General features: G+C 71.9%; 12 protein-coding genes and 2 tRNA genes. 5 read left to right on the plus strand and 9 right to left on the minus strand.

Annotated features, from left to right (window positions below):
• Window positions 1–120: 120 nt before the first annotated feature.
• The 6 genes from HDR73_RS13690 to serS form a co-directional block, all read right to left on the minus strand.
• Window positions 121–666 (minus strand): hypothetical protein, encoded by a 546-nt coding sequence (locus tag HDR73_RS13690; protein WP_223842694.1) that lies wholly within the window; start codon window positions 664–666, stop codon window positions 121–123.
• Between the two features lie 82 nt (window positions 667–748).
• Window positions 749–840 (minus strand) — tRNA-Ser (locus HDR73_RS13695).
• Between the two features lie 420 nt (window positions 841–1,260).
• Complete coding sequence (locus HDR73_RS13700; protein WP_012297885.1) at window positions 1,261–2,520, minus strand: LCP family protein; 1,260 nt, start codon at window positions 2,518–2,520, stop codon at window positions 1,261–1,263.
• Window positions 2,521–2,536: 16 nt separating this feature from the next.
• Window positions 2,537–2,621: transfer RNA gene (locus HDR73_RS13705), tRNA-Ser, on the minus strand.
• 161 nt (window positions 2,622–2,782) lie between these two features.
• Window positions 2,783–3,604 (minus strand): HAD family hydrolase, encoded by an 822-nt coding sequence (locus HDR73_RS13710; protein ID WP_012297884.1) that lies wholly within the window; start codon window positions 3,602–3,604, stop codon window positions 2,783–2,785.
• Window positions 3,601–4,881 carry a serine--tRNA ligase gene (gene serS, locus HDR73_RS13715; RefSeq protein WP_012297883.1) on the minus strand — a complete coding sequence of 427 codons (1,281 nt, stop codon included), beginning with the start codon at window positions 4,879–4,881 and terminating at the stop codon, window positions 3,601–3,603. The genes HDR73_RS13710 and serS overlap by 4 nt, the downstream gene beginning before the upstream one ends.
• A 142-nt stretch (window positions 4,882–5,023) precedes the next feature.
• On the opposite strand from serS, the gene HDR73_RS13720 reads away from it, so the two are divergent.
• Window positions 5,024–6,382, plus strand: a complete 1,359-nt coding sequence (locus HDR73_RS13720; protein WP_041464313.1) for an APC family permease — start codon at window positions 5,024–5,026, stop codon at window positions 6,380–6,382.
• Here HDR73_RS13720 and pheA read toward each other — a convergent pair.
• A complete protein-coding gene (gene pheA / locus HDR73_RS13725; protein WP_012297881.1) occupies window positions 6,379–7,347 on the minus strand; it encodes a prephenate dehydratase in 969 nt (322 codons plus the stop codon). The genes HDR73_RS13720 and pheA overlap by 4 nt on opposite strands.
• 49 nt (window positions 7,348–7,396) lie before the next feature.
• On the opposite strand from pheA, the gene pgm reads away from it, so the two are divergent.
• Together pgm and HDR73_RS13735 are read left to right on the plus strand one after the other, a co-directional pair.
• Window positions 7,397–9,037: a phosphoglucomutase (alpha-D-glucose-1,6-bisphosphate-dependent) gene (gene pgm, locus HDR73_RS13730; protein ID WP_041464312.1), complete on the plus strand. Its 1,641-nt coding sequence runs from the start codon at window positions 7,397–7,399 to the stop codon at window positions 9,035–9,037.
• A gap of 64 nt (window positions 9,038–9,101) precedes the next feature.
• Window positions 9,102–9,599: a ribosomal maturation YjgA family protein gene (locus HDR73_RS13735; protein ID WP_041464311.1), complete on the plus strand. Its 498-nt coding sequence runs from the start codon at window positions 9,102–9,104 to the stop codon at window positions 9,597–9,599.
• A 7-nt stretch (window positions 9,600–9,606) separates the two neighbouring features.
• Here the strand turns inward: HDR73_RS13735 and HDR73_RS13740 are convergent, their stop codons facing one another.
• Window positions 9,607–10,503, minus strand: a complete 897-nt coding sequence (locus HDR73_RS13740; RefSeq protein ID WP_041464310.1) for an amidase domain-containing protein — start codon at window positions 10,501–10,503, stop codon at window positions 9,607–9,609.
• 104 nt (window positions 10,504–10,607) lie between these two features.
• On the opposite strand from HDR73_RS13740, the gene HDR73_RS13745 reads away from it, so the two are divergent.
• The gene (locus HDR73_RS13745; protein WP_012297877.1) at window positions 10,608–10,892 is read left to right on the plus strand and encodes a GNAT family N-acetyltransferase; all 285 of its coding nucleotides are present in this window, start codon (window positions 10,608–10,610) and stop codon (window positions 10,890–10,892) included.
• 258 nt (window positions 10,893–11,150) lie between these two features.
• On the opposite strand, the gene lplAB is transcribed toward HDR73_RS13745, so the two are convergent.
• A complete protein-coding gene (gene lplAB, locus HDR73_RS13750; RefSeq protein ID WP_012297876.1) occupies window positions 11,151–12,200 on the minus strand; it encodes a lipoate-protein ligase LplAB in 1,050 nt (349 codons plus the stop codon).
• A gap of 110 nt (window positions 12,201–12,310) precedes the next feature.
• On the opposite strand from lplAB, the gene HDR73_RS13755 reads away from it, so the two are divergent.
• Window positions 12,311–12,459: helix-turn-helix domain-containing protein (locus HDR73_RS13755; RefSeq protein WP_287136468.1), on the plus strand; the 149-nt coding region annotated here is incomplete at its 3' end.

Genomic DNA, 12,459 nt, shown 5'->3' on the forward strand with positions numbered 1-12,459 from the left:
AACGGGGCGTTAGCGTGAGTCACGAAGACCTCCGTGGACGTTGATGAGTGTGGTAACCCACATCGTCCCGGAGGTCTTCGCTATCCGCCCCAGCGTTCACAACCTCCCGAGGAACTACAACTAGGCCGTGGGGCCGGGCGCGGGCGCCACGGCGTCCTCCACGGACGGCCTCCGCGGCGGCACGTTGGCCGGGTGCACGTCCAGGTCGTCCGCGACCTCCACGGAGACGACCCGCGGGGCGAACGCGTCGCCGTTGACGACGATCCAGTTGCTGACGAGGAGGAACGCGTCGTCGCCTGCGGTGAGCGGACCCGTCACGTGGAACGCGCCGTAGGCGGGCTCGTCGAAGGTGACGCGCGCCACGGTGCCGTGGCCGAGGCCCACGACGGAGTCGGGCAGCCCACCCTGCGGGGGCATGTCGTCGCCCGACCGGATGGAGACCGACTGGATCTCACCGGCTGCGCCGAGCGCCGTGTCCGCGACGACCAGCTGGCCGTTGGACCCGACGCGGACCGGGCCGTCGACCGAGTGGAGGCCGTAGCGCGGGGAGCGGATGACCACGCTCACCAGGTCTCCGGCGGTCAGCGCGGACAGCGCCTCGCGGATGGCCTGCACGTCGCGCCGAGAACGGCCCGTCGACAGCTGGTCGAGCATCTGGCGGTCCATGCGTCGAGCGTACTGGGCCATGATCCAGGCGGCGGACGCAGCCAGGAAGCGGACGCAGCCACGCGGGGCCGGAACGGGGAGATGGCGGAGACGGTGGGATTTGAACCCACGGTACCCATACGGGTACTCCACCTTAGCAGGGTGGTGCACTAGGCCGAACTATGCGACGTCTCCAGACGTACCCGTCCACTGTACCGGACGCGGCGGCCTGCTCACATCCCCGCGCACCGGGCCGCCGGCCCGAACGGGGGGTGCGGCGCGGTTGTCCCCCATTCGACGGACACGTAGTGTCTCTGACGACGCGTGTGCCGGACCCGACCGGCTTACCCCCCGCGTGTCGATGTGTCAGCCCAGAGATGTCCCGCTCGCCCACATGGCCGCGGTCCCGGATCCCCCGAACCGGCGCCGCTCACCCTCACGCACGCGACGACGTCGCGAGCCCCCGTGGGCGAGATCACGAGATTCTCGTCCGGCGGAGGATTCGGGTCGAAAGCTGAACGAGATAGACGGGTCCTCGCTGCATAGGGTGTGCGGCGGGGCCCCGTCGCCCTCATCCGACGCGCGGCGCTCAAGCGGCCGCGCGCGCGACCGGGCTCACCCCTTGAAGCCCTTCGAGCAGGTCACCGTCCCCGCGTCCGTGCCCGTGACGGCCTCGGGCAGCACCGTGGGCGCCGAGGTGGCGGGCTGGGATCCGCTCGCCGCCGCAGGAGCGCTCGGCGACGGCGTCAGGGTCGATGCCGCGGGCTGCTCCTCGACCGCGCCGAGGCCCGTGTTGCCCGCCTTGACCTCGAACGGCGCATCCGCCTTCAGCAGCTGCATGAGCTGGTCGCCGTCGGCCTTCAGCGGCTGGACCTTGCCGGCGTAGACGCCCGTGCCGGACGTGGTGCCCGGGTACTGCAGGAAGCGCACCTGGTCGAGCGGGATGTCCTTGAGCGCCAGCGCCATGGACGCCATGGTCTGGTAGTCGAGCGACGTGGAGCGCTGCATGTTGTCGACCGCGGCCTTGGCGAGGCCGTAGACGCGCGTGGGATCCGAGAGCGTGCTCGACTGTTTCATCGTGCGCACGAGCGCCGACAGGAAGACCTGCTGGTTGCTGATGCGCGCCAGGTCGCTGCCGTCGCCGACCGCGTGGCGGGTGCGGAGGAACTGGAGCGCCTCCTTGCCCTGGAGGGTGTTCTCGCCCGCCGGGAGGTCGAGGTCGGTGCGCTTGTCCTTGAGCGGGCTCGCGAGGCAGACGGGGACGCCGCCGACCGCGTTGGACATCTCGATGACGCCGTTGAACTCGATGAGCGCGGCGTACGGGATGTCGAGGCCGGTGAACTGCGCGACGGTCTTCGCGACGCACGGCAGGCCGCCGTCGGACAGCGCCGAGTTGAGCGGCGCGGCGGACATCGCGGGCGCGGTGCCGGATCCGTCGCTGCGCGCGCACGCGGGGATGGGCACGACCATGTCGCGCGGCAGGCTGACGACCGTGGCCTGCGAGTGGTCGGCGGAGACGTGGAGCACCATGTTGACGTCGTTGAGCGCGCCGTCGGTCTTGCCGTAGCCGTCCCCCTGGCCCTGGCGGGTGTCGGATCCGGCGAGCAGCACGTTGAAGCCGCCGTCGAGCGCGCCGACGCCGACCGTGGTCTGCTCGGTGCCGTCGCTGATGTCGACGGTGTTCGCCTGGACGGACTTGTTGAGGTCCCACAGCGCGATCGTGCCGACGGAGAGCCCACTGACGAGCAGGACCGCGACGCCCATAGCGATGCCCTTGACGAGGGTGCGCGCCGCGCTCGGTCGTCCGAGCCGGCCGTGGCGGGCGATGACGGGGGTCGTGGCGGTTCGCCGGGGTCGCAGGGGCGCGTCGCTCATGCGGATCCTCTCCGGGCGGAGGGCGTGGGATTCGAACCCACGAGACATCTCTGCCCACCAGTTTTCAAGACTGGCTCCATCGGCCGCTCGGACAGCCCTCCCGATGCGCGCTCCCGCGTGGCGGGCGACGTGCGATCGATGAGGATCCTACCGGTGGCCGGTCGGCCCGCGGTGGTGCGGCCGGGTGGCCGCGCGGGATGCGCCACTCTCGCATGGGCAGGATCAGAGCGAGCTGAACTCTCCCCAGCTGGGGAATCGGTCGTCAGAGGCGGGCGAGGACCGCGGCCGCGCCGTTCTCGGTGATGGGGCCCGTGACCTCGCTGGCGACGGCGATGACCTCGGCCGGCGCCTGACCCATGGCGATGCCCCGGCCGTGCTCGCCGGCCCACACCAGCATCTCGATGTCGTTGCGCCCGTCGCCCATCGCGAAGACGTGCGTGCGGTCGATCCCGTGCAGCTCGCGCACGCGCTCCATGGCGGTGGCCTTGTTCACGCCGTCAGGCGCGATGTCGAGCCATGCGGTCCAGCCGATCGAGTAGCTGACGCGGTGGAGGCCCATGCGCTCGACGACGTCCTGGAAGTCCTCCATGTCGTGGCCGGGCGAGATGACGACGACGCGCGTCGCGGGAACGTGCAGCAGCTCCTCGAACTCGACCTGGCGGCCGTTCGCCTCGAGCGCGCCGTCCGGGAAGTCGCCGCCGGCGTAGAGGTACACGCCGTGCTCGTCCTCGACGGCGTAGCGGCCGCTCGCGAGGTGGGGGTGGATCCGCTGGAGCACGTCGGCGGGGTCGAAGGTCTCGACGAAGCGGCGGCTGTAGCCGGCGGGGGCGTCCGCGTCGCGCTCGAGCACGATGGCGCCGTTCGAGCACACCATGTACCGCGGGTGGATCCCCAGGCGGTCGACGATCGGCAGGGTGTCGGCGACCGAGCGGCCGGTGGAGGGCATGACCAGGTGGCCGATCTCCTCCATCCGCCGCACCTCGCGGATGACCGACTCGTCGAGCGAGCCGTCCTCGCCGAGGAGGGTGCCGTCGATGTCGAGGGCGATGAGGAGGCGGTCGGCGTCGGACACGCGCGGGGTCATCGGGCCGCCTTCGCCGTGGCCGGCTCGAGCACCTCGAGGCCACCGAGGTACGGGCGGAGCGCCTCGGGCACGCGCACCGAGCCGTCCGCGCGCTGGTGGGTCTCGAGGATCGCGACGATCCAGCGCGTGGTCGCGAGCGTGCCGTTGAGCGTGGCGACGGGCGATGTGCGGCCGTCCTCGCCGCGGAAGCGCGTGCCGAGACGGCGGGCCTGGAACGTCGTGCAGTTCGAGGTGGAGGTGAGCTCGCGGTAGGCGCCCTGGGTGGGGATCCACGCCTCGACGTCGTACTTGCGGGCGGCGCTCGACCCGAGGTCGCCGGCCGCCGTGTCGATGACGCGGTAGGCGAGGCCGAGGTCCTGCATCATGCGCTCCTGCATGGCGAGGAGGCGCTCGTGCTCGGCCTCGGCGTCGGCCGGGTCGACGTAGGAGAACATCTCGAGCTTCTGGAACTGGTGCACGCGGATGATGCCGCGGGTGTCCTTGCCGTAGGAGCCCGCCTCCTTGCGGTAGCACGTGGACCAGCCGGCGTAGCGGATGGGCCCCGCGGCGAGGTCGAGGATCTCGTCGGCGTGGTACCCGGCGAGCGCCACCTCGCTCGTGCCCGTGAGGTACAGGTCGTCGTCGTCGAGGTGGTAGACCTCGTCGGCGTGGGCGCCGAGGAAGCCCGTGCCGGCCATGATCTCGGGCTTCACGAGCGTGGGCGTGATGAGCGGCACGAGGCCCGCCTCGAGCGCGCGGGCCAGGCCGAAGTTCATCAGGGCGATCTCGAGCCGGGCGCCGATGCCCTTGAGGAAGTGGAAGCGGGCACCGGAGACCTTGGCGCCGCGGCCCATGTCGATGGCGTCGAGGATCTCGCCGATTTCCAGGTGGTCGCGGGGCTCGAAGTCGAAGGCCGCCTTCTCGCCGACCTCGCGGAGGAGCGCCCAGTCGTCCTCGCCGCCCGCGGGGACGCCGTCGATGACGATGTTCGGGATCCGCCGCATCGCCTCGTCGAGCGCGGCCTCGGCCTGCTGCGCGCGCTCCTGCGCGGCGGTGACGCGGGCCTTCAGCTCCTGCACCTCGGCGATGAGGCGCGGCTTGTCGGCCTTGTCGGCCTTCGCGACGAGCTTGCCGTGCGCGTTCTGCTCCGCGCGGAGGCCCTCGAACTCGGTGATCGCCTGCCTGCGCTCGGAGTCCGCGGCGACCGCCTGGTCGACCACCTCCACGGACGCGCCGCGCAGCTCCTGCGAGGCGATGACGAGGTCGGGATGGTCGCGGAGGGTCTGCGGATCGATCACCCCGTCACTCTAACGAAGCGGGTCGCGGGCGGCCGGGCGTCAAGCCCCCGGACGCCGACGCGCGACCGGGCCAGGGTCGTGGGGGGACGCGCGAGCGTGCCCGCCGGGCATCCGACCCGGCGACCGAGGAGGAGGACCGGACATGGCGACCACGACCGAGGCCGACACGGGGGCTCCCGCGGGCGGCTCGAAGCTCACGCAGGCGATCACCGGCCCGCTGCTGTTCCTCTTCATCCTCGGCGACGTGCTCGGCGCGGGGATCTACGCGCTCATGGGCACGCTCGCGGAGGACGTCGGCGGCGCGCTCTGGGTGCCGCTCGTGGTGGCGCTGCTGCTGGCGCTGCTGACCGCGGGCTCCTACGCCGAGCTCGTCACGAAGTACCCGAAGGCGGGCGGCGCCGCGATCTTCGCGGAGCGCGCGTTCAAGCTGCCGGTCGTGTCGTTCCTCGTGGGCTTCTCGATGCTCGCGGCCGGGGTCGTGAGCGCCGCCGGCCTGTCGCTGGCCTTCGCGGGCGAGTACCTCTCGACGCTGCTCGCGCCCGTGATGGACGTGCCCCGGATCCCCGCCGCCATCGTCTTCCTGCTGCTCGTGGCGGCGCTCAACGCCCGCGGGATCACCGAGAGCATGCGCGGCAACGTCGTGATGACCGTGATCGAGCTGAGCGGCCTCGTCATCGTGATCGTCGTGGTGGCCGTGATGCTCGGCGGCGGGGGCGGCGACGTGTCGCGCGTGACGGAGTTCCCCGAGGGCTCGAACGCCGCGCTCGCCACGCTCTCGGCGGCGATCGTCGCGTACTACTCGTTCGTCGGGTTCGAGACGAGCGCCAACGTGGCCGAGGAGGTGCGGGATCCGAGCCGCGTCTACCCGAAGGCGCTGTTCGGCGCGCTCGCGACCGCGGGTGTCGTCTACGTGCTCGTCGCGCTGGCGAGCTCCGCCGCGCTCCCGGCCGAGGAGCTCGCCGAGTCGACCGGGCCGCTGCTCGCGGTCGTGCAGGCGACCGGCGCCGGCATCCCGCCGTGGGTGTTCAGCCTCATCGCCCTCGTGGCGGTGGCGAACGGCGCGCTGCTGACCATGATCATGGCGAGCCGCGTTACCTTCGGCATGAGCGAGCAGGGCCTCCTGCCCGGCGTGCTCGGCCGCGTGCTGCCGAGGCGGCGGACGCCGTGGGTCGCGATCGTCGTCACCACGCTGGTCGCCATCGGCCTCACCGCGGTCGGCGACGTGGGCACGCTCGCCGAGACCGTCGTGCTCCTTCTGCTCTTCGTCTTCATCAGCACCAACGTCGCGGTGCTGGTGCTGCGGAAGGACCGCGTGGATCACGCGCACTTCCGCGTCTGGACCGCGATCCCCGTGCTCGGGACGCTCTCCTGCGTCCTGCTGCTCACGCAGCAGAGCGGCCAGGTGTGGCTGTTCGGCGCGATCCTCGTGGCCGTCGGCATCGTGCTGTACCTGCTCAGCCGCGTGACGGGCGCGCGCTCCCGGCCGGTCGACCGCGGCTAGGTGCCCGCGTCCGCGCCCGCGCCGGGCTCGGCGGAGAGGATCCCGCGCAGCCAGTCGCGCGCCTCGAGGAAGACGTCGTCCTCGTACCGGGCGCGGTAGGTGCTCGGCGTCCCGTCGGCCCGCGGGTAGGAGCCGAGGAAGGTGACGCGCGGGCTGAAGCGGCGGATCCCGAGCAGCGCGTCGGCCACGCGCTCGTCGTGCACGTGCCCCTCCGCGTCGATGACGAACCGGTAGCGGCCGAGCTCGTCGCCGATGGGCCGCGACTGGATGAGCGCGAGGTTCACCCCGCGGGTCGCGAACTGCTCGAGGAGGTCGAGCAGGGATCCGGCGCGGTCGTCCGGCAGCTCGATGATGAGGCTCGTCTTGTCGGCACCCGTGCGCGCGGGGAGCGCGGTGGCGCGGCCGACGAGCACGAAGCGCGTGACGGCGTTCAGGTTGTCGCCGATGCCGCGGGCCACGGCCTCGAGCGGCTGGCTCTCCGTGATCTGCGGCGGCGCGATGGCGGCGTCGGCGATGCCGCACTCCAGCAGCGACAGGGCCGCGGCCACGTTCGACGTCGCGGGCACGTGCCCGTGCGTGCGCAGCTCGCGCTCGAGGAAGCGGCGGCACTGCCCGTAGGCGACCGGATGCGCGGCGACCGTCCGCACGTCGGCGAGCGCCGTGCCCGGCCGCACCACGAGGTCGAAGGACACGGGCACGAGGTGCTCGCTGAGGATCCGGAGGCCCGGGATGTTCGCGAGCGCGTCCTGCGTGGCGGTCACCCCGCCCTCGACCGAGTTCTCGATGGCGATCATGGCGGCGACCGAGGTGCCGGCGACGACGTCGGCGAGCGCCTCCGACGCGTTGTTGACCGCGCGCCACGTGCGGCCGCGCGCCGCGTCCACCTGCTTGAGCGCCGCCTCCGTGAAGGTGCCGGCCGGGCCGAGGTAGCTGTACGTCTCGTCGGGTCGGGGGGTCTCGGGCATGCCTGCACCCTAGATGGGAATCGGCGGGGGCCGGTGCCAGGATGGATCCATGCATGACCGCGCAGGCACCGCCGCCCTCCCGTCCGACCTCATCGACCTCGACGAGCTGATCCGGGCGTACCACGACCTCCACCCCGACATGGAGGATCCGGAGCAGAAGGTGGCGTTCGGCACGAGCGGCCACCGCGGCAGCTCGCTGAAGACCGCGTTCAACGAGGACCACATCCTCGCCATCACGCAGGCGATCGTGGAGTACCGGGCCGAGCAGGGCATCACCGGCCCGCTGTTCATCGGCCGCGACACCCACGGGCTCTCCCGGCCCGCCGAGGACACCGCGCTCGAGGTGCTCGTCGCCAACGGCGTGCGCGTGCTCGCCGACTCGCGCGACTCCTGGTGCCCGACGCCCGCCCTCTCGCACGCGATCCTCCGCTGGAACCGCGACGACGCCCACGGGGAAGACGACGTGGCGGACGGCATCGTCGTGACCCCCAGCCACAACCCGCCCGCCGACGGCGGCTTCAAGTACAACCCGCCGCACGGCGGGCCCGCCGACTCCGACGCCACCGGCTGGATCGCGGCCCGGGCGAACGCGATCATCGCGGGCGGCCTCGTCGACGTGAAGCGCGTCCCGCTCGACGAGGCGCGCGCGAGCGTCGAGGGCTACGACTTCCTCGGCCACTACGTGGACGACCTCGGCTCCATCATCGACATGGAGGCGATCAAGAAGGCGGGCGTGCGCATCGGCGCGGACCCGCTCGGCGGCGCCTCGGTCGAGTACTGGGCCGCGATCGGCGAGCGCTACGGCCTCGACCTCGAGGTCGTGAACCCCGAGGTGGATCCGGCGTGGTCGTTCATGACGCTCGACTGGGACGGCAGGATCCGCATGGACCCGTCCTCCGCATCCGCGATGGCGAGCGTGCTCGCGCGCAAGGACGACTTCGACATCCTCACCGGCAACGACGCCGACGCCGACCGCCACGGCATCGTCACGCCCGACGCCGGCCTGATGAACCCGAACCACTACCTCGCGGTCGCGATCGACTACCTCTACGCGCACCGCCCGCACTGGCGCGAGGACGCCGCGATCGGCAAGACGCTCGTCTCCTCCAGCGTGATCAACCGGGTCGCCGAGTCGCTCGGCCGCCGCCTCTGGGAGGTGCCGGTGGGCTTCAAGTGGTTCGTGCCCGGCCTCATCGACGGATCCGTGGGCTTCGGCGGCGAGGAGTCCGCCGGCGCGAGCTTCCTCCGCATGGACGGCACGGTCTGGACCACGGACAAGGACGGGATCCTCCTGGCCCTCCTCGCGTCGGAGATCGTCGCGGTCACGGGCAAGACGCCGAGCGCGCTCTACCGCGAGCTCACCGAGCGCTTCGGCGACCCGGTGTACGAGCGCGTCGACGCGGCGGCGACCAAGGCGCAGAAGGCCACGCTCGGCAAGCTCGACGGTGACGCCATCGCGGCCACCGAGGTCGCGGGCGACCCGATCACCGCCAAGCTGAGCACGGCGCCCGGCAACGGCGCCGCGGTCGGCGGCGTCAAGGTCGTCACGGAGAACGCGTGGTTCGCCGCGCGCCCGAGCGGCACGGAGGACGTGTACAAGATCTACGCCGAGTCCTTCGTGGGCCTCGACCACCTGCACGCGCTGCAGGCGGAGGCCAAGCGGATCGTCGACGCGGCGCTCGACGCGTAACGGGAGGTCGCGGATCCGCCCTCGGCCTGGGCGCGTTCGCATCCACGGTGCCTACGCTGGGGACATGCGCCATTCCGGGGATGTGGACGCGTTCGTGTGGGACGAGCCGTCGATGCATCCCGCCGACGGTCCCGCGGGCGCCGCGCCGGTCCTCGACAGGGACGTCCGTCTCCCCGACGGCCACGCCCGGCGCCGGATCGTCGCGCTCGGGTCGCTCCTCGCGGTGGTCGTCGCCGGCATGGTCGTCACGCACAGCGACGGCCGCGGCATCTGGCCCGACGTCTTCTACGCCGCGGCGATCCACCTCGCGCTCATCGCGGTGATGCCGCGGGTCGACCCGGTCGTGCACGGTGCCGCCGTGCTGGTGTGGTGCTCGGGGATCGAGCTGCTGCAGATCACCGGGTGGCCCGCCATGTGGGCGGTGCACGTGCCGTTGTGCCGCCTGCTGATCGGCACCGGCTTCGACCCGGTGGACCTCGCCGCATACGCGGCCGGCGTCCTGCTCGTGCTCCTCGTCGACCGGCTGCTCCGCGCCGGACGCGGCGTCGGCGACGTGGGCTAGGCCCGGGCTAGGCGACGCTCCAGAAGTGGACCTCGGCGCCGGGGTGCTCGGTCGTGATGGTCTCGTCGAGGTCGCGGTAGTCGTTGTCGAGGTTGTGGCCGACCATCTTCACGACGTTGCCGCCGTCCTTCGGCTCGATGGCCGAGACGATCTGCGTGTGGTCGGGCGAGGAGTTGCGGTTCCAGTCGAAGATGACGATGTCGCCCAGCTTCAGCTGGTCCCGGTCGGCGAGCTCGAGGCGCTTCACGCCGAGCGTGGACGCGTTCGCTGCGAGCCACTTGTCGAACGTCGGCACGTGGATCCACGCGTAGGTCCAGTCGGATCCGCCGCCGCGGTTGTGCCACTCGTTCGTCATCTGCCAGCCGCGCTGGATGAGGGACTGGCTCACGAAGTTGACGCAGTCGCCGCCGGAGGAGTTGAAGTTCCCGTACTCCGTGAGGTTGTAGGCGTCCCAGTGGGCGAGCGCGTACTGGAGCTGCTTGTCGACCGGCGTCTGCGCGGCGTAGGCGGCTGTCGCGGCGGTGAGCGGGGTGTCGCCGGCCATGACCTGGATGTCGGCGAAGCGGTCCTCGTAGTCGGCCGAGCGGGGCGCCACGACCGTGACGGATCCGTCGCCGGCCACCTGCAGGTCGGTGCCCGCGGTGCCCGCGAACATGACGGCCGTCGCGCCGGAGAGGCCGGCGCCGGTGAGCGTCACGGTCTGGCCGCCCGACACGGAGAGCGAGGCCGGCTCGACGGAGGAGACGGCGGGCGAGGACCCGGACGCGGCGGGCTGGCCGTCGGCTCCGGCGCCGAGGGTCGCGCGCGGCACGGGCTCCTGGCGGGTGCAGGCGGCGAGGACCGCGGTCACGGGGACCGCGAGCACGGCGGCGAGGATGCTGCGGCGGCGGATGTCGGCGGTCACGTGGTGCTCCGGGGGGTAGGGGTCGACCCGGGTCCCGGGCTGGTCCAGGGTAACCCGGCCCCCTGCGGATCGACTCCGCACGACACCGCGCATAGTGTGGCGGGATGAGCGTCGACGTGACCCACGACCCCGACGGCTCGCGCTACACGCTGTGGCTCGACGGCGAGCGCGCGGGCTTCGCGGACTACCTGATCCAGGGCGACCGCATCGTCTTCACCCACACGGAGGTCGACCCCGCGAAGCGGCGCGGCGGCCTCGGCGGCGAGCTGGTGCGGGCGGCTCTCGACGACGTGCGCGGCGGAGCCCGCACGGTCGTGGCCGCGTGCCCGTTCGTGGCGGAGTGGATCGACGAGCACCCCGACTACCGGGAGCTGCTCGAGCGGGGCTGAGCGGGTGCGCTCGCGAGGCGCACGCATGCGCCTCGCGAGTCCGCTCCCCTCGACGGGTCTCCCCGTCACCCGCGGTCGCGAGCGGAGCCTCCTGAAGAGGTTCGATCGGACCGCAGTCGCCGCTCGGCCCCGCGGGGCCGGAAGGACGACGTGGTGACTCTAAGCGCGCGGATCTGAGCGGAAGGGGGCGCCGTCGCCCCGCGGACAGCCCCGACACGCAGCGGACATCGCTGCTTCGTCAGGCGGACAGTCCCCCGATCAGGGGACGCGCGTGAGCCACTCCGGAGTCGAGAACTTGTCCTCCACGAGCTGGCGCGTCTTCGCCCACTCCTCCGGCGTGACCCGCCCCGGCTTGCCGCCGTAGAGGCCCGTGAAGGTGGCCTTCATCCGGTCGATGATGTCGGCGCGGCTCATGCCCGTCTGGCTGCGGAGCGGGTCCACGCGCTTGGCGGCGCTCGTGATGCCCTTGTCGCTGATCTTCTCGCGGCCGATGCGGAGCACCTGCACCATCTTCTCGCCGTCCATGTCGTAGCTCATGGTGACGTGGTGCAGAACGGCGCCGGCGCCGAGCCGCTTCTGCGCCGCGCCGCCGATCTTGCCGCTGGGGCTCGTGATGTCGTTGAGCGGCTGGTACGACGCGTCGATGCCGAGCGAGCGGAGCGCGGTGATGACCCACTCGTCGAGGTAGGCGTAGGAGTCCGCGAAGGTCATGCCCTGGACGAGGTCGACGGGCGCGTAGATCGAGTACGTGATGACCGCGCCGGCCTCCATGTACATGGCGCCGCCGCCCGAGACGCGGCGCACGACGTCGAAGCCGTGGGCCGCGGCCTGCTCGGCGTCGACCTCGTTGCGGAGCGACTGGAAGCTGCCGATGACGACCGCGGGCTGCTCCCATTCCCAGATGCGGAGCGTGGGGTTCCTGCGACCCGCGCCGACCTCCTCGGCGAGCACCTGGTCGAGCGCCATCTGCTCGACGGGCCGGTAGGCGCGGTCGTGGATGACCTCCCACTCGTAGTCGCCCCAGTTCGTGGCGCGGGCGAGCGAGCGGCGGATCGCGACGGCGACGGCCTCGGGCGAGAAGCCGAGGAGCACGGCCTGCGCGGGGAGCGCCCGGCGGATGGCCGCCGCGATCGCGTTGGCGTCGCTGTCCTCGGGGAGGCCGTTCACGGCCCGGTCGATGGCCTCGAGTGCGTCGTCTGGCTCGAGGAAGAAGTCGCCCGCCAGGCGGAAGCCGGAGATGCGCCCGTCGGTCACGTCCAGGTCGACCACGACGAGCTTGCCGCCGGGGACCTTGTACTCACCATGCATTGGACCAGCCTAGGTGTAGTTCCTCGGGAGGTTGTGAACGCGTGAGCGGATAGCGAAGACCTCCGGGACGATGTGGGTTACCACACTCATCAACGTCCACGGAGGTCTTCGTGACTCACGCTAACGCCCCGTTCACTCCTGCGGGCAGGGTTCGGCTTGCCCGGTTGATCATCGAGGACGGGTGGCCGGTCCGGCGTGCGGCGGAGAGGTTCCAGTGCTCGCCGGCGACGGCGTCGAGATGGGCTCGCCGGTATCGGGC

Origin of the sequence: Clavibacter sp. (assembly GCF_014802555.1) — a bacterium.
GTDB classification, from domain to species: domain Bacteria; phylum Actinomycetota; class Actinomycetes; order Actinomycetales; family Microbacteriaceae; genus Clavibacter; species Clavibacter sepedonicus.

Bases quoted from the DNA above. Each gene is read 5' to 3' on its own strand.
- HDR73_RS13690 (WP_223842694.1), bottom strand. From the start codon at position 666: ATGGACCGCCAGATGCTCGACCAGCTGTCGACGGGCCGTTCTCGGCGC.
- HDR73_RS13700 (WP_012297885.1), bottom strand. From the start codon at position 2,520: ATGAGCGACGCGCCCCTGCGACCCCGGCGAACCGCCACGACCCCCGTC.
- HDR73_RS13710 (WP_012297884.1), bottom strand. From the start codon at position 3,604: ATGACCCCGCGCGTGTCCGACGCCGACCGCCTCCTCATCGCCCTCGAC.
- HDR73_RS13720 (WP_041464313.1), top strand. From the start codon at position 5,024: ATGGCGACCACGACCGAGGCCGACACGGGGGCTCCCGCGGGCGGCTCG.
- pheA (WP_012297881.1), bottom strand. From the start codon at position 7,347: ATGCCCGAGACCCCCCGACCCGACGAGACGTACAGCTACCTCGGCCCG.
- pgm (WP_041464312.1), top strand. From the start codon at position 7,397: ATGCATGACCGCGCAGGCACCGCCGCCCTCCCGTCCGACCTCATCGAC.
- HDR73_RS13735 (WP_041464311.1), top strand. From the start codon at position 9,102: ATGCGCCATTCCGGGGATGTGGACGCGTTCGTGTGGGACGAGCCGTCG.
- HDR73_RS13745 (WP_012297877.1), top strand. From the start codon at position 10,608: ATGAGCGTCGACGTGACCCACGACCCCGACGGCTCGCGCTACACGCTG.
- lplAB (WP_012297876.1), bottom strand. From the start codon at position 12,200: ATGCATGGTGAGTACAAGGTCCCCGGCGGCAAGCTCGTCGTGGTCGAC.